This window comes from Planococcus sp. BI3, from assembly GCF_056680115.1.
Genome location: NZ_CM155266.1, coordinates 1,646,608 through 1,672,279 on the forward strand (window position 1 = coordinate 1,646,608; position 25,672 = coordinate 1,672,279).

Consider the following 25,672-nt stretch of genomic DNA (forward strand, 5'->3'; position numbering starts at 1 on the left):
CTCAGGGGCATCCGGTTTTTCGTCTTGCTTATTTATTCGGTGCTGATTTCCATTGGTCTTCCAACCATTTTTCGAAATCCTCGCCTTTATCGCCTTTGTAGGTATCGTAGATATCCACACGCATTTTTTGAAGCTTTTCTTTGAAGTCTTCATAACTGTGGTCTGCAGGCAAGCTTTTCTTGATGCGAACCAGTACTTTAGAAGTGTCTTTGATCAAATCAAATTTCTTCCGTTCCGGCATGTGGACGTTTTCGCCAAAATCCTTTAATTTTGCATAAGCAGCTTCCTGTACCTGATAGACAGGATCATGGTTCATGCGATGCGTCAAAAGGTCGATCGTTGGATCGCTTTTCCAGTTGCCAAGCTCTTCAACCGCAGCCAAGCGCTCTTTCCAGTTGGCTGTCCGGTTCGCCGCTTTTTTCAATTCGTCGTAGTTCGGTGGTAAGTTAGGGGTGTTTTTGTTCGGTTGTTTCAAAAATTCCATTCTCCTTTTTTCATCTCCCTTTGCGGGAAATGGCGTAATGCTCTCCGTTGACGGAACAAGTTCCTACAAGTATACCACCAACTGTGGAAAAAAGAAAAAAGTCGACTATTCTGCAAGCCGGTTCTGCGCCAGACTGAGCTTGTTAGAGCAAGATTGGTTTCAACACATACGGCTGTTCCAAATTAAACAGGACAACCGCTGTGGTTGTCCTGTTTTTCATTTATAAATTTCTAATGGCGCCGATCAAACGCTCGACTTCCTCTTCGGTACTGTAAGGGGCAAGTCCTGCGCGCACCCAGCCTCCGCTGCTGTTGACGTCCAGGACCTCTCCAAGGGTTGATGCATAGAAATGCCCGGCAGCGACAAAGATGCTAGAGCCTTCCGCTAATCTCCGGCAAATTTCTCCCGGCTCCATGCCCTTGACTTGGAAAGCGACTGTTGGTGTTTTCGGCACGTCGTTGGCAGCTTGCGTAACCGTCACACCTTCGATTGCAGACAGCCCTTCTCTTAGCCGGTCAGCCAGGCTGTTTTCATAGATTTCAATTTGCTCCATACCGCTTACAATCCGTTCTCTGCGGGTTTCGCCTGTGCCGAATTGGGCAAAAAATTCAATGGCCGGACGGATGCCTGCAATGCCTTCATGGTTTTGCGTACCGGTTTCCAGCTTGTCCGGGTAATAGCTGGGTGAAGTGGTCAGCTTATACGGCTCAAGCTCCTTGAAGACATCTTCCTTAATTGCTGCTATTCCGATATGCGGTCCGAAGAATTTATACGCTGAGCATAATAAAATATCAATTTGCTGCTGATCCCGGTCAATCGGCAGATGAGGAGCGGCATGGACAGCGTCCGCGACCAGCAGGGCACCGACTTGTTTTGCCCGTTCGGCGAAAGGCTTCAGGTCGACTACTGTGCCGATGGCGTTGGAGGCCATCCCGACAGCGACGATCTTTGTCTTTTCATTGATCAGCTTGTCCAGGTCTTTCAAATCCAAAGTTTTGGTTTCGGCCTCGACCTTGACCCAGCGGACCGTTAATCCACGGTCTTTCGCCATCATGATCCACGGATCCACATTGGCGCGGTGGTCCATTTCCGTGACGACGATTTCGTCACCCGCCTCGAAGTTTTTGCCGAGTGCGTTGGCTATCGCGATCGTTAAAGTTGTCATGTTCGCGCCGAAAGCCACTTCATTTGCCTGGACATTCAGAAAGTCGGCGACCGCCAGCCTTGCTTCCGAGATGATTTCTTCGGTTTCCCAGCTGGACGGGAAAGTCCCGTGCAGATTGGCGCCGCCTCTTTCCATATAAGCAGTGATCGCCTGGATTGCCGAATTGACGACTTGTGAACCTCCTGGCCCATCAAAATAGGCGACGGGTCTATCTTTATACATTCTGGCCAAAGCCGGGAATTGCGCCCGGACTTCAGTAATGGGAAACGTTGTTTTAGTGGATTTCATCATATTGCAGCTCCTTTTCGATTAAGGTACTGTTACCCTATTCAATTTTCCGCTGAAATGTCCTTTATTTTTCAGCGATTTTCAGAATACGATCCGTTGCGGGTGAAATACAGTCCAGTCGAGGCAAAATACGATCCGTTGCACCTGGAATACGGTCCATACGAGCCAAAATACAGTCCGTTGCACACCGAATACGATTCTACCCTTTGTTTCTATCAATAAAAAAACGCCGCAAAGCGCGGCGCCCGATTTTATTCCATTAAACTGCTTTCTGGCACACCAAAATTTCACGAAGGAACAATCCTTTTTTCGCGATGCAGCGGTCCGTAACCACAAATCCGGCTTCTTCGACCATATGGTCCATCGTTTCGATGGTGACCACCAGCAGCTTTTCCGTGAAAGGATAAGCATCCTTCAATATCCCCAACTGTTCTGCAGGCGTTGCATGCGTATACAGATTATACGGCATGTCGATGATCGCCACATCGTAACTTTCTGCGACTTCCGCAATCGGACCAAGGTTGACATCACCCGTCAAACCAAAATGGGCGATATTCTCGCGGGATCCTTCGACAACCAGCGGGTTGATGTCGCGTCCGACAATATCAATGCCCATCGACAACGCTTCCACCAAAACCGTACCGATGCCACAGCAAGGATCGATGGCTTTGATGCCTTCGGGTTGGGGCACCGCAATATTTGCCACAGCGCGGGCAACACGTGTGCTGAGTGCCGTTGAATATTCCCGCGGTTTTTTCATATGTTTGAACCAAATCGGCTCACTTTGGAGATAACGCCCAAAATACCAGCGCCCTTCAAACGGAATCAAGCCGAATGTCACATCAGGGTGGTGGACATCCGCTTCACCGGTAATCGCCGAACCGATTTGCCGTTCAACATCCCGCTTCCCTAAATAGTCGACCTGATCCTGTTCGGACAGGCCGTTGATCTTCAGAAAAATCACTTTGAATGTCGCATCCAACATATCCACTCCAGCAGATTGTTCAATGATATCTTGCAGGGTATCGCCTTCAAAATACAAGTCGATCCGTTCTTTGATGAACGGGCTTCGGCTTGGATTAATGGCCACCCCGCTCTTGACTATTTTCACATCGGTATCTTTTCCAAAAAAAGAACGCATTTCCAGTTGGCATAACGCTTTTTCATCATTCGTATAGGCGTATGTATAAATATAGTCGCCTGTTGCAGTTAATCGATTCAATTCATCCCGTCCTTATCTGCCCTTTTGTTCAGGACAATACCCCATAAGTATAGCAGAATCCATTGGAAGTTAGTCGACTTGAAGATCATAATTCGCTTCAATGACTTTGATGATTCCCGTGATCAATTCATTGGATGGAGTCCCGATGCCATGCTTTTTGCCGAGCTTTGCCACAGCTCCATTGATCGCATCGATTTCTGTTTTCCGCTTATGCAGGACATCCATCAGCATGGAAGATTTGTTGGCACCAATCTCTTCCTGGCCCATCCGGATGCATTTGGCAACGACTCTTTCCGCATCTGCAGGAATCCCTTCCGCCTTTGCCACCTGGACTGCTTCGCTGACGATCTGCCGCAATAACCCCTGTCCTTCATCGGTATTCAGGATGTCACCGTTTCTTAAGCGCGACAGCGCCGTCAATGAATTATAGGCGACATTGACGAATAGTTTATTCCAGATGACCGTTTGAACATCTTCCGCCAATTCAGTTTCCAGTCCCGAGCGGTTCAGCAATGCAGTAAACTCCAGCAGTTTCTTCTGTGCCTCCGGATCTTCAGGCCGGCCGATGTAATTTTTTCCCCAGCCACGGTGGAGAATCCGCCCATCACGTTCCACACTTGCCCCGCAGCCCATCGTTCCGGCAACGGCTGGATTGTCCGGAAAGAGCTCCGCAATCACTTCGAGATTCCCGAGGCCATTCTGCATGGTGATGACCAAAGTCTGCGGAGACAATAAATCCTTCATCGTTTCCAAAACGGTTCTGGTGGCATGGGCTTTCACCAGTACCAGAACAATATCAAAGTCTGCGGCTTTTGGAATTTCCTGCACGACTTTTAACGGAACAATCGTTTCCCTATCATCGCGTTCGACAATCGTCAATCCGCTGTGATTGATTTTCTCCACATGCGGATTATTTCTATTATATAGAAGAACTTCCTCATGCTGAGCTTTTAGGCGTCCGCCAAACAAACTGCCCATTGCGCCTGCCCCAACAACCAGTATTTTCATAAAACCCCTCTTTTCAAGCAGTGCTTCCTGCCACTGGCTAGCCTGAATATACCATAAAGAGAAACTTCAATCAGTGGGATTCTTTACCCCACTGAAAAAAGCAGAGTCTTGACCGTTAAAGCCCCAAAAAACCAGCTGCTTCTATAGCGAGGCAGCTGGTTTTTCGAAGCTTATTTTTTTGCTTTTTTTCCGATATTCCGAATATCTGCCAACACCAGGGCACCTACCAATAACAAGCCAAGGTATCCGATAATCGGATAAAACCAATTGACGAGTGCGGTAAATCCTAAGAAGCTTAACAGAAATGCAGCTAATCCTGAGATAATGACAAAAATACGGAAGCGGTTTGTCCCCATTTTCATGAAACGAGCTGAAAATGACAACAGCATACTTACCGCCGTATTGTAGATCATCGCGAAAATGATGATTCCCATAATAATACCCAGTACCGGTGAAATATTATCGGCAAGAGCCAGCATCGGCAGATCCGACGTACCAACCACATCGACTTTTGAAAAAATCGCAAAATAACTCAGCAGCAACAGAACACCAAAACCAAGTCCACCGATTAACCCGCCACGGGCGGCGACTTTTTCGTCCTTTTCAGCCCCTCCCATGACAAGTGACATGGGCGCACCCAGCGCGATGGCTAACGCCACATAATTGATAGCAGATAATAACCAATGGGGCGTTGTAGATAATTGTGCTCTGGCAACCGGCTCCAGTTCTGCAAAAGTTGAATTCATGGTAAATAAGCTATAAATAGTGATTCCAACTACCAATAAGACCAAAAATGGAGTAACACTGCTGATAATTGTAATGACTCTTTTTACATTCAACATGATAGTGAAGACTACGAGGATTATCATAATACTACGGCCAAAAGCTGGTGCTAAATCAAATTGCTGAGAAAAAATGGAACCTGCCCCGGCTATCATGACAACCAGTATTCCGAACAAGGTAAGAATCAGTGTGTAATCAATCACTTTTCCAAGGACTCGTCCACTTATGGCATGTACCGCATCTTCATGCGATATCGTATTCATCCGGCTTCCGAGACGCGTTAAAATCATTCCCAAATACCCGAACATCGCTCCGGCAACCAGGACGGCTGGAAACCCCCAATACCCAAAGCTAGTAAAGTACTGAAGAATTTCCTGGCCGGAAGCAAATCCTGCCCCTACTACAATTCCTATAAATGCACTTGCAATCTTCAAACTTCTATTCATCTTTTCTTCCTTCCGATTTCCCTGTCTCCCTCGTTCCACAAAAAAGGCAAATAAGAAATTTATTTACAAAACGATTTAAACCACTATAATGTTTTCCCTATTTTAGAGGCATTAAACACAAATCAAGAAAAACAATTACATACTTCTTGCTTTTATAGCCTTTTTAGATTATCCTACCTTATTAGCAAACACATTTAGAGAGGTCGGAATCGTATGGATCAATTCGATCAATCCCTCGAAGTATTCATGGAAAATGTCGGCTGGCTGGCACCATTCCTTTTTGTTTTATTGCATTTAGTGCGTCCGCTGCTGTTCTTGCCGGTTATTGCAGTATGCATTGCCGGAGGCTTCCTTTTCGGTTTTCTTGAAGGTGCCCTGTTATCCTTTATCGGTTTGACTTTAATGAGTTGGGTATCTTATTTGCTGGTCAATAAATTTCCGAAATTCCAAGCGAAAATGTCCCGCCTAAAAGACAAGATTTTTCCCGATCGCACCCTATCAGTTGCCCAAGTGATGATTCTTCGCATCATGCCTTTTGTCCATTTTCATCTATTGTCCCTGTATTTGATGGAAATGACTAAGTCACTGAAAGAGTATATGGTCATTTCTGCGTTAGGCCTTATCGCTCCCGCAATCCTTTATACTGCTTTTGGCCGTGCCATCACCGAGTTTCCCTGGTATACGACCGTCAGTATGTTCCTATTGCTTGCTGCTATCTTCAGCTTTATCGAAAAATGGCAAAATTCCAGGCCGCAATCCAATTGAATCGTGAGAAACTTCAACCAAAAGATCATCACAAAAATCTTCGGAGATGCTAAGCACAACTTACTGTTGTGCTTTTTTTTATTTGAAAAACCATAATATTTTAACCATAGGGTATAACAGATAAGAGACACCAAGCTGTTCACTGAAAAGGAGAATGATTATGCCTGTTTTCGACCGCAATGGAATCGAATTATTTTATGAAGACACCGGAAAAGGCCACCCCCTATTGCTATTGCATGGTTTGACAAGCAATTCTGCGATGTTTTACCGTGAAATTGAATTCTTTAAAAACCAACGCCGTGTCATTGCACTGGATTCACGCGGCCATGGCAAGTCAAGCCGCCTTGAACATTACTCATTACAGGATCATATAGAAGACGCCATCGCCCTTGTTTCCCATTTAGCATTAGAATCCGTCGATGTTCTCGGAGTATCGATGGGCAGCTATATTGCACAAGGGATTGCCTCACAGAATCCCGATCGGGTCAATAAGCTTATTTTGGTTGCCACCAAATCCTTTGGGGAACAATCTTCCATGGCTGAGCTATTTGCCCGCTATCCTGAAAAATTCGATGGGTTAAATATGCTTGATAAATTCAGCGCTTCATCGAGCTATATTTACTATAACCAAAAACGGATCGATGAATGGCTCAGTATAACGGCTCAAAACAGCCGCCAACTGACGATGCAGGAACAGATTATTGCTTCTGATGCATTAAAGGAATTTGATTTTCGCCAGCAGCTTTTCACCATCACTGCTGAAACATTGGTTATCAGCGGCAAGTTCGATGGGTTGAATCCTCCTGAAAAAGGGCGGGAAACAGCAGTCGCTATTCCTGACGCCACCTTTATGGAATTTAAACGCTCGGGCCACGCCCCCAATGTCGAACAGCCCGATTTATTTTTAGGGATTACAGAGAATTTCCTGGAATAATTAATAGTTGAATCGACCGAAAAAATAAGACGCGAAACGTTGATCAACCAAATTGTGACACAGCAAACTCTCAATAATCAAAAACGAAATGTACCATGCCTCTAACATGAAAAAACTGATCAACAATAAAAATTTTATTTAAAGATCCAAATTTCTCTGTATGTACCACATTAAAACCCGTCCAGCAAAAACACTGGACGGGTTTATTTGTTCATTTTTTATTGAGCAGTGTAGCCGCCATCCAAAACAACGGCTTGTCCTGTTATGCCTGAGGCCTTATCGCTGGCCAGGAACATCGTATAATCCGATACTTCTTTAACAGCCAGCAGCCTTTTTTGAGGTATCAATGGATACAGCACTTCTTCAAAGACTTTTTCAATCGGCACATTGCGTGTTTTGGCCAAATCGTCCATTTGATTCCGGACCAGCGGCGTATCCACATAGCCCGGACACATCGCATTGACGGTGATGCCGTGTTCTGCGCCTTCGAGTGCCGCGACTTTGGTCAAGCCGATGACGCCGTGTTTGGCGCTGTTATAGGCTGCTTTTCCCGCAAAACCAACAAGTCCATTGATGGACGCCATATTGATGATGCGTCCGGAACCTTGTTTCTTCATGATCGGAAAAGCGTGTTTCGTCGCAATGAACGGGGCAATCAGCATGATCCGGAGCAACAATTCATATTTTTCAGTCGGGAATTCTTCCAGCGGCGCAATATGCTGCATTCCTGCGTTATTGATCAGCACATCAAGCGAGCCGTAATGGGCCACAGTTTCTTGAATAGCTTTTTTGATGTCTTCTTCATCCGTCACATCACATTTAATGCCGATGCAGTCGAATCCTTTTGACTTCAAGCTTGCTGCTGCTTTTTTCACCGCTTGTTCATCGATGTCCGACAACACAATTTTTGCGCCGGCTTCCGCAAAATCTGCGCTGATTTCATAGCCGATTCCACTGGCGGCTCCTGTGATCAATACTACTTTATCCTCTACCATAATCGATTACCTCCATAAATTTTTGTTAAATTCCAAGGCCTAATGTAAACAGAATGATGGCGATGGCCAATCCAAGCAACGGAACAATGACTGTAACAGCCCCAACAGCTCCGTATGCAGCTTTATGGGTTTCTCCGCAGATTCCCTGAATTGTTGTTACGACATACCCATTATGCGGCAATGAATCAAGAGCTCCGGATGAAATGGCGATCGTCCGGTGCAGCGCTTCCGTATTGACGCCCATGTCGATGTAATGAGGTGCAAGCAGCGGCAATGCAATAACCTGTCCACCAGAAGCAGATCCTGTCAGTCCGGCAATGACACTGACAGCGATAGCGCCGCCGATCAATGGGCTTCCCGGAATACTGGTCATGGCATCAACTGCCGTCTGGAATGCCGGCACCGCTTTTGCGACACCCCCGAAACCGACTACGGCCGCCGTATTGCCGATGGCGATCAATGCACCAATCGTCCCTTCAGACAAAGCCTTGCCCAAGTTCAGGAAGTATTTACGATTCAATAAATAGGTCGTAATGACACCACCCAATAAGGCAATAATTAAGGCAGATGTCATCAATGAGTCGTGGAAAATATACGAAATCCCCAGAACCACAAGCAACGGAATCAAGCCCATCAATGGATTTGGAAGCTCACGATCTTCCACGATGGGATCTGTGGAACGTGCTTCAAAACGCTCTCCTTTATTGACTGCTTTTTGAATCATCCGCTTTAACCACCAATAACCGAATACAGCCATAAAGACCGCTACCAGAATACTGACTTCCCATCCTGCATAAGGAGTAGTATTCAAGTATTCAATTGGAATCCAGTTCTGGATTTCCGGAGATCCGGCAGATGTCATTGTAAATGTCACCGAACCCAATGCCAATGCGGCCGGGATAAACCGTCGCGGCAAATCAGCCTGTTTGAACAAGCTGAGTGCCATCGGGAATACCGAGAACGCCACAACGAACAAGCTGACTCCGCCGTAGGTCAATACGGCACACGCAATAACAATGGCCAACACAGCCTTGGATAAACCGAACTTGCCGACCAGCCATCTTGACACGCTGTCAGCAGCACCACTGTCTTCCATCACTTTTCCGAAAATTGCACCCAGCAAGAACATCGGGAACCATGAAGTGATAAATCCAGAGAAACTGGTCATGTAATTTGTTAATAAGTTTGCTTCCCCTTCTCCCACTAACTGTGGAAACAATGGCAGCCCGCTGAAAATCGCTACAAACAAGGCCGATAACGGACCCGCAATCAATAAATTCATGCCTCTCATCGTCAAAACGATAAGCAGCACCAGTCCACCAATCATCCCAAACATACTCAACATTTAAAATCCCCCTTTATGTCCCTTAATTTTGTAACCGCTTACTTTTCGATTTCCTAAAAGCATTGAATTATCTAACTATTCGACCCCTTTGTTGCTTTCATTAGTGTACAACTCTAAAAAGGATAGGTAAAATGAATATTAATCATAAGTTCTATAACAATTAGTTATAGGTAAGGAGGATTTCATGGATATTCGTCAACTGACTTATTTTGTAGAAGTTGCCAAACACCAAAGCTTTACGAAAGCCGCGCTCGCGCTGCATGTGACCCAGCCGACATTAAGCAAGATGGTCAAGAATCTGGAAGAGGAAATGGAGGTGGTGTTGTTTGACCGCTCCGCTCGGCAAATCGGATTGACCGATGCTGGCGAAGTGGTGTATGAACAAGCACAGAAAATCATCTACAGCCTCGATGATTTGTCTGCTTCCCTGTACGATGTCATGAACTTGAAAAAAGGGAGGATCAAAATCGGGCTTCCCCCGGTCATCAGTACTTTGTTCTTTCCGACAATCATCGCTGAGTTTCAGCATGCTTATCCCGATGTTACGATTATGCTCGCAGAGGATGGCGCCAAAACGGTGGAAAGAAAAGTATACGAAGGCGAAGTCGATCTGGGCTTTGTCATGCTTCCGGTCGACAAGGAAAAATTCGATGTTGTCCCGTTCGTCGACCAAGAGATTAAACTGCTGGTCCATGAGTCCCATCCGCTCGCCCATCATGACTTAATTGATCTGATTCAATTTAAAGAAGACCCTTTCCTCCTGCTCAGTAAGGAGTTCACCTTAAACAGCCGGACAGTTGAATTCTGCATCAGTGAAGGATTTACGCCGAAAATTGCCTACGAAAGTTCACAATGGGATTTCATTGTCGGGATGGTGGAAAAAAACCTGGGTGTCACACTCATGCCGAAACTGATTTGCGACCGTGTCAAAGATGGACCCTTCAAAATGATTTCGCTGACCCACACATTTCCTTGGAGACTGGGCATCATCATGGCAAAAAACCGTTATGTCTCCTATGTGTCACGTGAATTCATTACGTTGGTGAAAAGCTTGCCGAAAGTTTGACAGACAAAAGGAGCCTCCTCGCGGAAGCTCCTTTTGTCTGTCAGTTATAGGAATACAATAATCGCCAAGACAGCTGCCAACACCAACCTGTAGATGGCAAATGGCATCAGCTTGATGCGTGAAATCAGCTTCAGGAAGAAACGGATGGAAATCAATGCGAATACAAAAGCGGATATGAATCCGACAACGTAGAACGATAGGTAGTCCATCGACAGCGTATCCCAGTTTTTCATTACCGATACAAGGCTTGCCCCGAACATGATGGGAACTGCCATGATAAACGTGAAGTCAGCCGCAACGCGGTGATTCAACCCAAACAGCACGCCGCCTGAAATCGTCGCTCCTGATCGGGAAAATCCCGGCCATAACGAGAGACATTGCACAAGGCCAATTTTCAATGCCTGAAGGTAGGTAATTTCATCCAACGAGTTGACCGTCGGCTTTTTCGGGCCGAACTTGTCTGCAACGATCATCAGAATCGCACCGGCGACCAATGCATAGATGACGGTCTCTACTCCGAACAAGTGGTCATCGATCAAATCCTTGAAGGCAAATCCGAAAATCACTGCCGGCAGCATGCCGATGATGACATGCAATAAGTTAAAGCTGGCGTTTGCCTGCTGTCCTTCAATCTTATACAAGCCCACCAAACTGAACAGGCGTTTCCAAAATACCACGACAACCGCTAAGATCGACCCCAGCTGGATGACGATCTTAAATGTATTCGCTGGATATTTCCCAAGAAATTCCTGCGATTTCAGCCACATATCATCGACGATGATCAAATGGCCCGTAGAAGAAACAGGCGCAAATTCTGTCATTCCTTCCACAAATCCTAATATTAAAGCCTTAAGCAAATCAAACCAATCCATGTCCTATGTTCCTGCTTTCTCTAATAATCTAAGTCCTAGACATACTAGAACGCTGCACCCCTTTAAAAGGTTGCAGCGTTCCCAGTAATTACCCCTAAAATTCAGATTCTTATTTGCCTGCTTTTGTTTTTACCGCTGATGCTATCGGCTCTTCTCCCCGAACCACTTCCAAAATCTGGCCTGCAGTCGTAGGATAATGGAGCAACTCTGCTAAAGTATGGGCAACATCTTCGCGCGAAATCAGATCGTACATCAAGGTATAGCCTAAATTCACTTTTCCGGTTCCTGCTTCGTCAGTCAAGGTTCCCGGTCTTAAAATCGTCCAGTCTAAAGCGGTTTTCACCAAATCGACTTCGGACTGACGTTTGATCTTCATATAATGCTCGAAGCTCGCCGGCATGTCTTTGCCGCGTCCAGCATCAGGAAATGCGGATACCAGCAAAAAACGCCGGACATCTGCCAACTCAGCAGCCTTGGCAATCTTGACCAAGCCCTGTCCATCAATCGCGGTCGTCAATTCCTCTCCTGCACCGCCTGCGCCTGCCGTGAAAACGACAGCATCGCAAGGTTTCAGTAGACGAGCGAACTCCTCTGTATCCGTCTCGATCAAATCTGCTGCAACGGTCCGGATGCCCTGTGCTTCCAATTGGTCAGCCTGTTCTGCTTTACGGATGAAACCGATAGGCTCATCCCCTCTTTCAGCAAGGATCCTTCCCAATTTACTGCCGACTTTTCCGTTTGCTCCGATAATCGCCACCTTCATATGACACACACTCCTTCATCTATTTTATTTTTTCTGCATGGATCTACCAAAGGCCGAGCAGCTTCCACCACAATCCGCCTACACCCATCCAAACCACAATGTGGATCATTGAAATTATAAAGCCCAATTGCCACCATTTTTGCTGGCTGACATAACCGCTCCCAAAAAAGACAGGGGCGGGGCCGGAGCCGTAATGAGTCAAACTGCCGAATAAGTTGCTGAAAAAAGCCAAAATGAGAGCTGACAGGAGCGGGGGTGCTCCTGCTGCTACAATAACAGACAAAAAGGCTGCATACATGGCGCTGACATGCGCCGTGTTGCTGGCGAAAAAATAATGCGAGTAAAAGTAAACAATCGCCAATATGATCAAGGTCGGCATCCACGACAATTGGTTTACCGAATCCTGCATCATTCCGCTAAACCACGGAATCATCCCCAGAACATTCAAGTAAGTAGCCATCATCACCAGTACAGCAAACCATACCAATGTATCCCATGCCCCTTCTTCTTTTTTTATATCCGACCAAGTCAAAACTTGTGTCAGCAATAGAACACTCAGCCCTACAAAGGCGCTGGCAGTGGCGCTGATACCAAAATTATCACCAAAAATCCAGAGAAAGAGCAACAACACAAATACACCGATCATGTATTTTTCTTCTCTTTTTAAGGGGCCCATCTCTTTAAGTTTTTGTGTTGCAAGAACCGGGGCTTCCGGCGTCTCTTTTAACTCGGGCGGGTAAAGCTTATAAATCACCAAAGGAATGAGGATAAGGCTGATTACCCCCGGCACAAGTGCTGCCAAGGCCCATCCGCCCCATGTGATGGTGATTCCCGTAATATCCTGCGCGATTTGGACAGCCAAAGGATTGGCCGCCATCGCGGTTACGAACATGGCGGACGTAATCATATCCCCTTGGAAAGATACTTTTGTCAGAAAGGCGCCGACTCGCCGCTCTGTCCCATCTTCTACTCTGGAACCATAGGTTTCGGAAAGTGAACGGATAATCGGAAAAATGATTCCGCCTGCCCGTGCTGTATTAGATGGCATTGCAGGTGCCAGGATAAGATCACTGAATAGCATGGAATAGGACAGACCCAATGTTTTCTTCCCGAACATGCGAACAAAAACATAAGCGATCCGCGTTCCTAATCCTGTCTTGATAAATCCGCGTGAAATAAAAAAAGCAATGACAATCAACCAAATGGTCGTATTTTGAAAACCACTGAGTGATTCTTCAAGCGTCAAGGTATTTGTCAGAACAATTATTGTCAGGGCCAATATAGCGGTACTGCCCATTGGAACAGGTTTGATTACCAGGCTCACAATGGTGGCAACAAAAATACTAAACAAATGCCAGGCTTCTGTTTCCAATCCTGTAGGAGCCGGTATAAACCATAAAATAAGTCCGACGGCAATAACGATAGCCAACTGGCGCCATTTTACCTCTCCTTGTTCTTTAGCAACTGACATTTCGTCTCTCCTCTGTTTGGATAATCCCAGAAAAACTCCTAAAGATTTTTTTCTGGTTGTCATAAAAGTAAATTCTTCACAAAAGAAGAAAAACTGACATAATAGACAATACCACGCCCAAACTAAAAACTACAATTCCTCAGTCCTAGCCTTTGCCTCTCTTTTTTCTCTGCAATCCCTTACATTTTCTATGCTTCATACACTTCCCCCAAAAAAATCAGCATAACCCAAAAAAATCCCGTTGCATAAAGCTATGCAACGGAATTCCACCTCATTATTCAGTTAATAAGCAGTCCAGCCAGCGTCAGCCGTAATCACGGTCCCGTTGACAAAGCTTGAATCATCAGAAGCCAAGAACAACGCTACTTTTGCGATTTCTTCTGATTTACCATTGCGTGGATTCAACGCCATTCCAGCCTGTATACGTCCCATTCCCATTTCGCTGATGGACGTCATTGTAGAGCTGATGTTGGTTTCTACGCCGCCTGGTGCGATAGCGTTGCAGCGAATGCCTTCTTTTGCATACATGAAACCGGTATTTTTCGTAAAGCCGACAACAGCATGTTTAGAAGCTGTGTACGTAGCTCCTGCGCGCGCACCATATAATCCACCTGCTGAAGCGATATTGATGATGACGCCTTTATTTTTTTCAAGGAAAATCGGCAATGCTTTACGCGTTGCACGCATGACACTCATGGTATTGATGGAAAAAATCCGTTCCCATTTTGCATCTTCGATTTCTCCAGCCGGTTCAAAGTTATCCATGATCCCTGCATTGTTGACGAGGATATCCAATGTTCCGTACTCACTTACAGCCAAGTCGACCATTGCTTCGATTTCCTGAAGATCTCCCACATTGGTTTTCACCGATATGGCCGTACCGCCATGTTCTGTGATTCCGGCAGCAACTGTTTGTGCGCCTTCTTCATTGATATCGGAAACGATGACTTTTGCGCCTTCTTTCGCGTAAAGTTCCGCAATGGCTTTCCCCATTCCGGATGCTGCTCCTGTTACGATGGCTACTTTTCCTTCAAGTTTCATATTATAAGTCTCCTATTCCGTCAGTTATTTTGTCTTATGGAAGAACGCTTTCATCTATACACTCCCAGTATATTGGCCTATACTTTAGTTATCAATCAACAAATTGCCCGTTAAATGTTGGTTAACGTACATCTGAATTTGATTTTGTGCAGTTTCACAAAATCAACTGGCGAAAGTGAGGTCCTGCTGATGAAAAAAGACCGAAGAATCGACAAATCAAAAACGGCTTTAAAAGAAGCCTTGATTGCATTGATGGATGAGAAAGAATTCAAAAGCATCACCATCACAGAAATTGTCCAATCGGCTAACCTGAATCGCGGAACCTTCTATAAGCATTACCAAACGCAGGAAGACCTGCTGAATGAGTTGATTGACGATGTCCTGATCGACCTGATCCACTCCTACCGTGAGCCTTATATAAAAATAAAAGACTTTGATATCGGCAAACTGTCCTCTGCTTCTGTGAAAATTTTTGATCATGTCGAACGTTATTCACATTTTTATACAATCATCATCAACTCAAACGTACTTCCCGGCTTCCAAAATCGGATTTGCCAGGTATTGAAGGAACTTGTCCAAAAAGAACTGATCAGCCCTATGCTGAACCCCGGTATAGACCCGAGCCTGCTAAGCAGCTACAATGCTTACGCCCTGTTCGGCCTGATCATTGAATGGGTGAATGGCGGATTCAAATTCACCCCACAACAAATGGCAGACCAACTGATCAATATTTTGTTTTATCAAACTCCAAGGACTCAAGCGGATTTAGCCCTTCAAGAAAAAAAATCACGTTAACTCAAAGAAGCCTCCTATTCCCTGAACGGGGAATAGGAGGCTTCTTGTTAAATTTATTCTTCTATAAGGCTGGCATAGACAATCAGCCGTTCTTCCCGGGTTCCCCTATCAAAGTCATAGGTTCCTGAACAGGTGACCAAGACCAGTTCCGGGGAAGAGGTATATCCGAAGACTTGTGAGACATCCGCAAGATCCAATGGTACGGACTCCATCGTATGGACTTTAAATGTCAAAGTCCTGTCTTTGTCCTGCACCACCACTTCGTCCCCTAATTGGAGCTTGGACAGGTCCCAAAAAATTGCAGGTCCATCAACCCCATCAACATGCCCCGCAATGACAGCACGGCCATTTTCACCTGGCTCGTATCCCGGCGAAAACCAACTGACGTCTTCAATGTTATCCGGCACCGCCATTTCACCATTCTCCGTCATTCCCAAATGCTGGACTTGTGCTTCCAGATCAATTGCAGGAATTTGTAAAGATGTCGGCTGTATGCCGGAACGTTTTAATCCATTGATGGGGTTTTCTGCTGGAGCTGGCTGCTGGATATTGACCGCAGCCGGTTCATCCAGTGTAAACCCCACATTTTCTGAACGAACACTGACTTCGTCGGCTGTCTGCTGGCATCCGGCTAATAAGAATAGAGCCAGAATCAGCAGGAGCTTGTTATTGAAACCGTTTTTTCCACACAAGAGTGCTGGTTCCAATAAGAACTAAAGCTCCACCCAACAATAACCACATTGACTGTGACTGATCAGGTGTTCCAAGGCCAGTAGTCGGCATGCCATCCGGTGATCCCGCAGCTTCATAATCGACCAGCGCAATCACTTCCAAAGAATCCACAGTATTTACTGCAAAGACACTATAGACAGTATCTGCAGCTAGCTCAGTGCCTTCAAGAGGCAATACCTGTGTTCCGTCCGGCAAGCGGATTTCCAAATCATACGTCCCTGCATCCAGTTCTGCATAATCCGTAATTCCTGGGAATTCCGCTCCGCTGAACAACGCATCTCCACCGATCACGCCAACATCAACTGCTGGTGCATCCGGCGACAAATGGCCAACACGGACTTTTGTCTGCCCTTCCGTTACTTCCATTGAATCTTCTGCAACCACAAATTCAATTGATTCCAAAAGGTTTGCTGCAGCAACTGTATAAGCTTTTCCGGCTTCTACAGCAAGGTCTGCCTGCAATACGCCTTCACCTGCAGCGTATTCTGTTCCGCTTGCAAAAACTTCTACATCATGCGTGCCGGCCGGTACTTCCAAATAACCCGAGTCCGCTTTAAAAGGTACTTCTTCCAGTGTTAAATCTCCATTGACATAGACATCGACTGCAGGTGCATCCGGTGAAGCGTGAACCACTCTTACTTTAGCGGTATGGCTGTCTGCCATTACCCCAGCGGCGAACAGTGAGAACACAAGGGCCACTGCAACAGAGAATGAAACTAAAATTTTCTTCATTTTTCCCTCTCCTTCATGTGTGTAGTTTTTGCACAAGTATTGTACAACTTATTTATAACCTACTGCACCCAATTCCGCAAGCAATAAACCGATTATTCTGATTTTTGAATACAAAGTACTAGATGCTTATATACAACCGGAGCCAACTGCCTACATTCCACTTTGATCTGCATTTAAAAAACGGCATTTCCTCCTTTCCTTTTGGCTTTACCAGTATCTATAGGGCGACTCCTTAAGCAATAACTTCGCTGGCAGCGGCAATCAGTATGCCATTTAACGCTTGTGTCGCCAGTTTATCAGCTTCAGCATTAGCTTTACGCGGGATCAACTCGAAGTCAGGTTGGATGCCCATCTCAGCCATTTTTGCTTCTATTCGGTCTGCCCACGGAACCAGCTGTTCTTCAATTGCCGGCCACTCACCGTTCATTCTGTTGATGACAATGCGGGAATCTCCTATAAATCGTACCGGGAGATGATGGACCTCCAGGTATTCCAATTCCTGCAGACTGAAATAGAGGGCAGCATATTCCGATTCATTATTGGAGGTCAGTCCATCCAATTTTGTATTTGTCCGCAGCCGATAGGATTTACCATTTTGTTCGTAGTAGATGACACAGCCAAGGCCTGCAACCCTTGCGTTGCGCTCATAACCCCCATCAAAATAAACAATCACGTTGTGAGGCTCTGTTTCAATCCCTTTCAGATAAGCCTTCATTTCCTTTATCGTCCAACTGCTGTCGAACTGATCTACGAAGCGAATACTTTTCGTCCGGCCGGTCCTATCTAAATCTTCAGCTATCATCATGGCCGTTTCTGCCGGCATTTCATCTGAAGAGAAAATCACTTCTTGGCCTTTGGGATTTTTGTAGGTCCATTCTATCCGGATTTTCACTTTCAGCCCCCATCCCGTCGAAATACTTTACTTCCCCGCTCTTCTTGTAAGTATCATTCCCTCCTGATACATCAATAAACAGATAATTCAGATAAAAAAAGATCGGCCGGCTCCATAATCGGAACCGATCGATCTTTTGTATTATAACGCTTTAGCCTCCAGGCGTTTCAAGTCATCTTTATGCCCCATAACGATCAATACATCATCCTGCTCAACCATGTCATCCACCGCTGGTGCAATATTGACTTCTTCCTCTTTTTTTATCGCCAAAACAATGCAGTTGAATTCTTTGCGAATGTTCAGATTCACTAAAGTTTTATTGGCCATTTTACCGGAAGCCACCAGCTCGATGATGCTGTAGTCACTGGAAAGATCGATATAGTCCAAAATTTTCTCTGAATCCACATGGTGGGCCACCCGGATCCCCATTTCCTTTTCGGGCTGAATGACACGGTCCGCCCCAACTTTGTGCAGGATTTTCTCATGCTGCAGATCACGCGCCTTTACCCAAACCTTAGGCAAGCCCAGTTCCTTCAGCATCAAAGTACATAAGACACTGGCCTGGAGATTATCCCCGATTGCCACAATAGCATGCTCAAAATTTCGGACACCCAGAGATTTCAACTGATTTTCATCTGTCGCATCTGCTATCACAGTAAAAGATGCAAAATCCCTCAAAGCATCGACTTTTTCGGGATCCGTATCTATAGCCATGATTTCATGCCCCATGCTATACAGCTCTTTACAGACACTGCTTCCGAAGCGCCCCAATCCGATGACTACAATCTGTTTTTTCACACACTTTCCTCTTTTCTTTTCTGTTTCATTAATCTACTTTATTCTCAAACCGGATTGATTGCAATGAAAGGTGTTGGACTTTTCGGCAGGTAACTGATACAAAGAAACTACAAAGGCTTACTAATCAAACAAAGGAGGATTTTTATGAAAACTTTGAAATATACGTTGGTCGATGTTTTCACCACCGATGCTTTCGGCGGCAATCCATTGGCAGTTTTTCATGACGGTTCAGGACTTGATTCGAAAACCATGCAGAAAATCGCCAATGAACTCAATTTATCTGAAACAGCTTTTATTTGTCCCCCTAAAAAAACGAAAAATCAGGTCAGCCTCCGGATTTTCACGCCTCAGGTGGAATTGCCGATAGCAGGACATCCCACTATCGGAACCGCTTTTGTCATGGCTTACTTGAAAATGCTGCCTTCACAGGATGGCCTGAATGAATGGATCATTGAAGAAGGATTGGGAGACATCGCTGTAACTGTCCGGAAGGAAAAGGAAAAAATCAGTAAAGTTGAAATGATCCAACCTCTTCCTGTTTTCGGTGAAATCCTGACAAGACAAGCCCTCGTTGCAGATTTGCTGTCGCTGCCGAAAAGTGAACTGGATATGCGTTTTCCGATTCAAACCATTTCTTCAGGCCTGCCATTCCTCTTCGTCCCACTGCGGTCCTTGGCTGCCATGAGAGAGATCAATTTCCGCACCGATGTCTGGGAACGCCATTTCAGCAGCAATCCCGACCGCCAGCATATCTTTGCCTTTACCACGGAAACCGAACACGACGACTCTACTGTCCATTGCCGGATGTTCGCTCCGGCCATGGGCATTTCGGAAGATCCGGCAACCGGTGCCGCCTGTGGTCCCCTTGGCGCATTTCTGGTGGAGCATGGCGTCATCAATAGCAGCGACGAAGAGACCTATTCCATCCGCAGCGAACAGGGCATTGAAATGGGAAGGCCCAGTTTCATCGACATCACGGTCACGAAGAAAAAACAGCAATTCCAGGAAGTTAAAATTGGCGGCTCTGCGATTGTCGTGGGACAAGGCGAGCTTTACGTCCCTTAACATCCATTGAACAAAATTCAGTTTGTGGTTCTGCTCTCTCACTTGCTTTGAAAACAGTGGATACACTGTGGTCCTGCGCAGCGAAATGGGAATTCTCCTTACTTTTCCACGTCGCTGCCACTGGCTGCATATGCAGGATAAATTCAGTTCATACTGGAATAAACTGGTTGTCCGCCTGAATCATAAGCTTTTTTCCAGTTCTCAAGGATTTATAGCACGCGTCGATCACCCGCATATTCTTACTGGTCGAATCGCCTGTAATGATCGGCACCGAATCCGTTAGAATCACATTAGAAAAATGTTCGATTTCCAGCCTGTAAATATCCCCTGCAATCTTCTCTTCCCGCGCGACTCCCCCTTTTTGAATAACTACCGTGCCTAGATGGCCATTGGTATCCGGGCGGAAGGCAAACGGCACTCGAATGCTTCCCTTGGTGCCTACCACTTCGTATTCATTTCTGCCCGTCATGTCAAAGCTGCAATCAAATAACGCATGCACGCCATTGCTCATCTTCATTTGGACAATTCCAGTCAAATCGATCCCTTTTTCCGGATCAATTCTTCCTTGAGCCATGATTTCCACCGGCTCGGACTCCGTGATATGGCGAATGGCTTGAATGGAGTAACACCCGACATCATAAATGCTGCCTCCTCCCATTGCTGCATCCATCCGGATATCCGTTGAACGATTTTGCAGATAAAACGAATGGCTGGATTTCATCAACTTGATTTCCCCGATTTCTCCTGACGCGATGATCTCTTTCACACGGGCGTGTTGAGGATGCAGTTGATACATGAAGGCTTCCATCAACTTGACGCCGTGTTCCCGGCATACCGCAATCATTTCTTCCGATTCCGCTCGATTCAATGCCATCGGCTTTTCACAAAGGATATGCTTGCCTTTTTGTGCCGAACGAATCACCCATTCTTTATGCAGATGATTAGGCAGCGGGATATAGACTGCATCAATATCGGGATCATCCAGCAGCTCCTCATAACTTTCATAGGCTTTCGGTATCTTCAATTCCCGAGCGGCCGTATGCACTTTTTCTGTCCGGCTTGCTATGGCGACGATTTCGGCATTGTCAGCCCGGCAGATTGCCGGAATCACTTGCGTTCTCCCAATAGCAGCTGTGCTCAGTACGCCCCAACGAATTTTCTCCATCCAAATCTCTCCTTTTTAAACAAAACCGCCAAGAAAGCAGTTCTGCTTCTTAGCGGTAAGTTTTTTTAATAGACGCCTCTTATTTCGGGATGTACGTATTCTTTATAGAATTTCGCCAACCGCTCCATCTCTTCAGCCGAGAAATCCTTGGCATCCAGCGCCTTCAGATTATCTTCTGCCTGCGCAACATTTCGGAACCCGGGAATGACGGAGGTGATTGCTTCCTGTTGCAAGATCCATTTCAAGGCAGCCTGCGTCCGATTGCCACGGCCGTCTGCAATCCACGCAAGCTGGTCACTCAATTCCACCCCTTTCGCAAATTCTACCCCAGCAAACGTTTCGCCGACATTGAACGCTTCCCCGTCACGGTTAAAGTTTCGGTGATCGTCCGATTCAAACTGTGCATCAGCTTTGAACTTCCCTGTCAATAACCCACTGGCAAGCGGGACGCGCGCCAGGATTCCCACATTTTTCTCCAGCGCTTTTGGAAACAGCTCTTCCAACGGCTTCTGGCGGAACAAATTGAAAATCACCTGCAAACTGCTGACATTCGGGTTCTCCAGACACAAGAGCCCTTCTTCCACTGTTTCCACACTGACGCCGTAAGAACGAATTTTTCCTTGCTCCTTCAGTTTGTCCAGTACTTCGAATACACTGCCATCTTTTAAGATTTCCATCGGCGGACAATGAATCTGATACAAGTCAATCTGCTCACGCCCAAGACGCTTCAGGCTCGCTTCGGCGTATTTAGAAACCTGTTCCATCGAATAAGTCTGTGGGTCATGGATATCTCCCGCCCGGCAAAACTTGGTGGCGATATGGATCTGGCCGTGTTTTCCTTTGGTCGCTTTGCCCAGCAGTTCTTCACTATGTCCATCTCCATAGACATCTGCTGTATCAAAAAAGTTGACGCCTTTTTCCATCGCGTATTCCAAAGCCTTCAATGATTGCTCATCATCGGTATTTCCCCAAGAACCGCCGATTGCCCATGTCCCAAAGCTCAATTCACTGATTTCCATCCCTGTCTTGCCCAGTTGACGATAATTCATTCCACTCACCTCTTCTTAAGATTTGGTTTTCTTTACAGAAAAAACCTCAACGGATCAGTTGAGGTTTTTTTTGGCAACTACTTACGGAATTCCAATAGTTTATTATTCAAATCCCGTGTTTTTTCATAAACCTCCTGATAGATAGAAAACAGCTTTCTATAAGTCTGCACATTTTCTTCTATCGGAAAATAGCTCTTGTCTTCCTGCAAAAATGCATCTGCGCATTCCTGCAATGAGCCGAACCAGGAACAACCAAAAGCTGCGAGCATCGCTGCACCCATTCCAGGTCCCTGCTCACTGGTCAGACGAACGATTTTGGCGTCAAAAATATCTGCTTGCATTTGAAGCCAGTCTTCGTTTTGGGCACCGCCCCCGATTGAGACAATCGTATCAATCGTTTTGCCGCTTTCCCTGAAAATCGAAATTGATTCGTTCAAAGAAAACGTAATGCCTTCCAGAACTGCACGCGCGAAATCTTTCCGGCGATGCGAGCCATCCATGCCGATAAAACTGCCTCGGATCGAAGCGTCTGCATGTGGTGTTCTTTCCCCAACAAGATAGGGTGTAAACAGCAATCCGTTCGATCCGGCAGGCACATTCCGGACATCGGACAACAATTCATCAAATGAAGCTTCCGGAGCAAATGCATCTTTAAACCACGACAAACTATAGCCAGCCGCTAAAGTCACACCCATCGTATAAAATGCACCAGGCGCTGCGTGGTTGAAATAATGGACCTTCCCGTCAAAGTCTTTATCGCCCTTGGCTTCATACGACAACACGACACCTGAAGTTCCGATGCTGCACATTGTTTTGCCTTCTTCTAAAATTCCAGCGCCAATGGCTCCGCAAGCATTGTCTGCACCACCCGCAAAAACACGGGTTGAGAGAGCAAGACCGGATGCATCAGCAAATTCCGGTGTGACAGTGCCTACTTCTTCATGCGAATCCACTAAAGGAGGACACATCGTAAAATCAAGTTTAAACAAGTCGCAGATTTCCCGGCTCCATTGTCTTTCAGTAACATCCAACAGCAAGGTTCCCGCTGCATCCGAAAATTCCATTTGGAGCTTGTCCGTCAATTTATAGCGCAAATAATCTTTCGGCAGCACAAAGGATTTCACCTTCGCGAAAAGTTCAGGCTCATTTTTTTGGACCCAAAGGATCTTCGGCAAAGTAAAGCCTTCCAATGCCGGATTTTTCGTGATCTCCAGCAAACGTTCCTGTCCGACCACATCATAAATCTGTTGGCATTCGGCAGTCGTCCGGGTGTCATTCCATAGTATGGCTGGACGCAGCACTTCGTTGTTTTTGTCCAGCAGAACCAGCCCGTGCATCTGGCCGGAAAAACTGATGCCTTCAATATCTTCTGCATTTCCGTCAAAGGCCTTTAACAGGTCTTTCAATCCTGCAGCGGTTTCATCTACCCAATGCTGCGGGTCCTGTTCGCTGTATCCGTTTTTTTCATGAATCAGCGGATACGCTTTCGAGATGCTCTCTACTACGCTTCCCTGCTGGTCCACCAATAAAATCTTCACAGCGCTTGTTCCCAAATCGACGCCAATTACGTATTTCATAAAATCAGCTCTCCCAGCCTGAAAAATTTCTTATTTTGCGAAAGCCTGCAGCAAATATTGATTGATTGTCGCTTTGATCTGCTCAAGGCGTCCAGAGCTCTGTTTAATATCGGTAATGCCGAATGCGTAATCTTCAAGTTTGTGGAAGTCCGTATTGCCATTGACGATATCCAGTCCGATGCCATTTGTATAAGTTTCGTAGCGGTTGCTGACTACGTTTTCAAGCACCTTATCATCGATCAGTTGCTGAGCCACTTTCAGGCCGACAGCAAAAGCGTCCATTCCCGCAATATGTGCATGGAACAAATCATCCTGCTCGAATGACCCTCTTCTTACTTTCGCATCAAAGTTCAAGCCGCCGCGGCCAAGTCCGCCGTTTTGAAGGATTTCGTACATCGCCAAAGTAGTTGACCACAAATCAGTCGGAAACTCATCGGTATCCCAGCCCAATAATGGATCTCCCTGGTTGGCGTCTACAGAACCGAGCATATTGTTGATGCGTGCATAGTGAAGTTCATGTTCAAACGTATGGCCAGCCAGTGTAGCGTGGTTGGCTTCGATATTGAATTTGAATTTGTCATCCAATTTATAGCTCTGCAAAAACGCATGGGCTGTCGCTACATCATAATCATATTGATGTGTAGAAGGCTCTTTTGGCTTTGGTTCGATCAGGAATTGTGCGTCAAAACCGATTTCCTTCGCGTAGTCGGCAGCCATATGGTAGAAGCGCCCTAAGTTATCCAGCTCCAGTTTCATGTCGGTATTCAAAAGTGTTTCGTAGCCTTCGCGCCCGCCCCAGAACACATAGTTTTCAGCACCAAGTTCTTTGCCGATTTCAAGGCCTTTTTTCACTTTAGCTGCAGAATAAGCAAAGACATCTGCATGGCTTGAAGTTGCTGCTCCATGGACAAAGCGTGGATGCGTAAAGTTATTGGCTGTATTCCACAGCAATTTTGCTTTGCTGTCTTTCATGTATCCCTTAATCATGCCAACGATTTCATCCAGATTTTTATTGGATTCCCGCAAGTTGCTGCCTTCGGGTGCGATATCAACATCATGGAAACAGAAAAATGGCACATCTATTTTTTCATAAAACTCGAATGATGCTTCAACCCGTGCTTTTGCCAAGTCCATTCCTTTTAAGCGATCCCAAGATCGGATCATGGTTCCAGCACCGAATGGATCTGAACCATCCATGGTAAATGTATGCCAGTAGGATACTGCATAGCGGAGTGTTTCCTCCATTGTTTTCCCACCAATTTTTTCTTCAGGGTTATAGAATTTAAAAGCGAATGGATTTTTTGAAGACGCTCCTTCAAATTTTATCTTTTCAATTTCCGGGAAATGTGTCATGTTCCATACCTCCAGTATAATTTTTGGTTCTACGAATATGTATCAATAGTTAGATTAATTAATGAAAAGGCTTTCATTAAGAATTATAGCAAGTTATAATTAGTTTGTCTATTGATTAAACAAAGTATTTGTTAGCTTTCAAATGAATTTTTCTGAGGAGTAAGGTATGATTTTACAAATTACTGAAATTAGGGATAGAGGCGGTTATTGATGAATACAGTAAGCAGCACCATTTATCTTGCGCTGGAGTGGATTACCCGATTTGCTTACCTGAACTTTTTATGGGTGGTATTTTCGTTGCTGGGAGGCATCCTGTTCGGTTTTTATCCTGCCACCACTTCCATGTTTGCGGTATGCCGTGAATGGCTGAAAGGAAATACCGATCTTCCGGTTTTTAGATCCTTCTGGGAGTTCTATAAGAAAGACTTTTTGAAAAGTAATCTTCTCGGAATCTTCATCTCTGTGATCCTATTGTTTATTGTGTTGGATATTTTCTATATCCAGGCAAGTCCGAACGAACAACTGGATTGGACATACATTCCCTTATTTGCATTTATGCTGCTATTCACGTTCTTCCTTTTTTACCTTTTCCCGGCCTTCGCCCATTACGACATCAAGGTGCCTTCGGTCATTAAAAACGCGTTTCTGCTGATGCTGGTCAATCCGCCTGCCACTGCTGCCATTGTTCTATGCCTGGTCCCGCTGTTCTTTATCATGAGAGTATTTCCAGCTCTGGCATTTATATTTGGAGGCAGTTTATATGCATTTATTACCACCTGGATGGCCATGTATGCAATTGGCCGAACCCATAAAAAAGCTTCACACCCCGAGGAATTTCTTCCTTGAGGTGTGAAGCTTTTTTCCAT

25 protein-coding genes are annotated in these 25,672 nt (G+C 45.7%); 6 read left to right on the plus strand and 19 right to left on the minus strand.

The features are described from left to right. Positions 1-28: 28 nt before the first annotated feature. From AC1MEO_RS08345 to AC1MEO_RS08365, 5 genes are all read right to left on the minus strand, one after another. Positions 29-475, minus strand: coding sequence for a HEAT repeat domain-containing protein (locus AC1MEO_RS08345; RefSeq protein ID WP_480335545.1), 447 nt, complete (start codon positions 473-475; stop codon positions 29-31). Between the two features lie 229 nt (positions 476-704). Next, a complete protein-coding gene (locus AC1MEO_RS08350) occupies positions 705-1,940 on the minus strand; it encodes a cysteine desulfurase-like protein (RefSeq protein ID WP_480335547.1) in 1,236 nt (411 codons plus the stop codon). Between the two features lie 256 nt (positions 1,941-2,196). Next, a complete protein-coding gene (locus tag AC1MEO_RS08355; RefSeq protein WP_480335549.1) occupies positions 2,197-3,159 on the minus strand; it encodes a TRM11 family SAM-dependent methyltransferase in 963 nt (320 codons plus the stop codon). A gap of 69 nt (positions 3,160-3,228) precedes the next feature. Next, positions 3,229-4,167: a ketopantoate reductase family protein gene (locus AC1MEO_RS08360; RefSeq protein ID WP_480335551.1), complete on the minus strand. Its 939-nt coding sequence runs from the start codon at positions 4,165-4,167 to the stop codon at positions 3,229-3,231. Positions 4,168-4,337: 170 nt separating this feature from the next. Further along, complete coding sequence (locus AC1MEO_RS08365) at positions 4,338-5,396, minus strand: YkvI family membrane protein (protein WP_480335553.1); 1,059 nt, start codon at positions 5,394-5,396, stop codon at positions 4,338-4,340. A gap of 213 nt (positions 5,397-5,609) precedes the next feature. On the opposite strand from AC1MEO_RS08365, the gene AC1MEO_RS08370 reads away from it, so the two are divergent. After that, positions 5,610-6,161, plus strand: coding sequence for a TVP38/TMEM64 family protein (locus AC1MEO_RS08370; protein ID WP_480335555.1), 552 nt, complete (start codon positions 5,610-5,612; stop codon positions 6,159-6,161). 160 nt (positions 6,162-6,321) lie between these two features. Continuing rightward, on the plus strand, positions 6,322-7,095 hold the full coding sequence (locus tag AC1MEO_RS08375; protein WP_480335556.1) for an alpha/beta fold hydrolase: 774 nt from the start codon (positions 6,322-6,324) through the stop codon (positions 7,093-7,095). A gap of 218 nt (positions 7,096-7,313) precedes the next feature. Here the strand turns inward: AC1MEO_RS08375 and AC1MEO_RS08380 are convergent, their stop codons facing one another. Both AC1MEO_RS08380 and AC1MEO_RS08385 read right to left on the minus strand, forming a co-directional pair. After that, positions 7,314-8,090 (minus strand): 3-hydroxybutyrate dehydrogenase, encoded by a 777-nt coding sequence (locus AC1MEO_RS08380; RefSeq protein ID WP_480335558.1) that lies wholly within the window; start codon positions 8,088-8,090, stop codon positions 7,314-7,316. Between the two features lie 25 nt (positions 8,091-8,115). After that, complete coding sequence (locus AC1MEO_RS08385; RefSeq protein ID WP_480335560.1) at positions 8,116-9,435, minus strand: GntP family permease; 1,320 nt, start codon at positions 9,433-9,435, stop codon at positions 8,116-8,118. Between the two features lie 184 nt (positions 9,436-9,619). Between AC1MEO_RS08385 and AC1MEO_RS08390 the strand changes: the two genes are divergently transcribed. Then, positions 9,620-10,501 (plus strand): LysR family transcriptional regulator, encoded by an 882-nt coding sequence (locus AC1MEO_RS08390; RefSeq protein WP_480335562.1) that lies wholly within the window; start codon positions 9,620-9,622, stop codon positions 10,499-10,501. Positions 10,502-10,545: 44 nt separating this feature from the next. On the opposite strand, the gene AC1MEO_RS08395 is transcribed toward AC1MEO_RS08390, so the two are convergent. From AC1MEO_RS08395 to AC1MEO_RS08410, 4 genes are all read right to left on the minus strand, one after another. Next, positions 10,546-11,373, minus strand: a complete 828-nt coding sequence (locus AC1MEO_RS08395) for an undecaprenyl-diphosphate phosphatase (protein ID WP_480335563.1) — start codon at positions 11,371-11,373, stop codon at positions 10,546-10,548. A gap of 109 nt (positions 11,374-11,482) precedes the next feature. Continuing rightward, positions 11,483-12,136: an SDR family oxidoreductase gene (locus AC1MEO_RS08400; RefSeq protein WP_480335564.1), complete on the minus strand. Its 654-nt coding sequence runs from the start codon at positions 12,134-12,136 to the stop codon at positions 11,483-11,485. 43 nt (positions 12,137-12,179) lie between these two features. After that, a complete protein-coding gene (locus tag AC1MEO_RS08405) occupies positions 12,180-13,607 on the minus strand; it encodes an anion permease (protein ID WP_480335565.1) in 1,428 nt (475 codons plus the stop codon). Between the two features lie 282 nt (positions 13,608-13,889). Next, complete coding sequence (locus AC1MEO_RS08410; RefSeq protein WP_480335567.1) at positions 13,890-14,648, minus strand: SDR family oxidoreductase; 759 nt, start codon at positions 14,646-14,648, stop codon at positions 13,890-13,892. A gap of 189 nt (positions 14,649-14,837) precedes the next feature. On the opposite strand from AC1MEO_RS08410, the gene AC1MEO_RS08415 reads away from it, so the two are divergent. Next, positions 14,838-15,443 (plus strand): TetR/AcrR family transcriptional regulator, encoded by a 606-nt coding sequence (locus AC1MEO_RS08415; protein WP_480335568.1) that lies wholly within the window; start codon positions 14,838-14,840, stop codon positions 15,441-15,443. A gap of 53 nt (positions 15,444-15,496) precedes the next feature. Here AC1MEO_RS08415 and AC1MEO_RS08420 read toward each other — a convergent pair whose 3' ends face one another. The 4 genes from AC1MEO_RS08420 to AC1MEO_RS08435 form a co-directional block, all read right to left on the minus strand. After that, positions 15,497-16,135, minus strand: coding sequence for a class F sortase (locus tag AC1MEO_RS08420; protein WP_480335570.1), 639 nt, complete (start codon positions 16,133-16,135; stop codon positions 15,497-15,499). After that, positions 16,110-16,907: a DUF4397 domain-containing protein gene (locus tag AC1MEO_RS08425; protein WP_480335572.1), complete on the minus strand. Its 798-nt coding sequence runs from the start codon at positions 16,905-16,907 to the stop codon at positions 16,110-16,112. Before AC1MEO_RS08425 ends, AC1MEO_RS08420 begins: the two co-directional genes overlap by 26 nt. Before the next feature lie 232 nt (positions 16,908-17,139). Further along, complete coding sequence (locus AC1MEO_RS08430) at positions 17,140-17,799, minus strand: ribonuclease H family protein (RefSeq protein ID WP_480335573.1); 660 nt, start codon at positions 17,797-17,799, stop codon at positions 17,140-17,142. Between the two features lie 141 nt (positions 17,800-17,940). Then, positions 17,941-18,597, minus strand: coding sequence for a potassium channel family protein (locus AC1MEO_RS08435; protein ID WP_480335575.1), 657 nt, complete (start codon positions 18,595-18,597; stop codon positions 17,941-17,943). 144 nt (positions 18,598-18,741) lie between these two features. Between AC1MEO_RS08435 and AC1MEO_RS08440 the strand changes: the two genes are divergently transcribed. Then, on the plus strand, positions 18,742-19,662 hold the full coding sequence (locus tag AC1MEO_RS08440; RefSeq protein ID WP_480335576.1) for a PhzF family phenazine biosynthesis protein: 921 nt from the start codon (positions 18,742-18,744) through the stop codon (positions 19,660-19,662). Positions 19,663-19,810: 148 nt separating this feature from the next. Here AC1MEO_RS08440 and AC1MEO_RS08445 read toward each other — a convergent pair whose 3' ends face one another. From AC1MEO_RS08445 to xylA, 4 genes are all read right to left on the minus strand, one after another. Next, entirely contained in the window at positions 19,811-20,827 is a 1,017-nt protein-coding gene (locus tag AC1MEO_RS08445; RefSeq protein ID WP_480335577.1) for a Gfo/Idh/MocA family protein, read from the minus strand. Positions 20,828-20,892: 65 nt separating this feature from the next. Then, positions 20,893-21,876, minus strand: coding sequence for an aldo/keto reductase (locus tag AC1MEO_RS08450; RefSeq protein ID WP_480335578.1), 984 nt, complete (start codon positions 21,874-21,876; stop codon positions 20,893-20,895). A 77-nt stretch (positions 21,877-21,953) separates the two neighbouring features. Further along, positions 21,954-23,453: a xylulokinase gene (gene xylB, locus AC1MEO_RS08455; RefSeq protein WP_480335580.1), complete on the minus strand. Its 1,500-nt coding sequence runs from the start codon at positions 23,451-23,453 to the stop codon at positions 21,954-21,956. 30 nt (positions 23,454-23,483) lie between these two features. Then, entirely contained in the window at positions 23,484-24,806 is a 1,323-nt protein-coding gene (xylA, locus tag AC1MEO_RS08460; protein WP_480335582.1) for a xylose isomerase, read from the minus strand. 210 nt (positions 24,807-25,016) lie between these two features. On the opposite strand from xylA, the gene AC1MEO_RS08465 reads away from it, so the two are divergent. Further along, a complete protein-coding gene (locus tag AC1MEO_RS08465; protein WP_480335583.1) occupies positions 25,017-25,652 on the plus strand; it encodes a YesL family protein in 636 nt (211 codons plus the stop codon). The last annotated feature ends 20 nt before the right edge of the window (positions 25,653-25,672 follow it).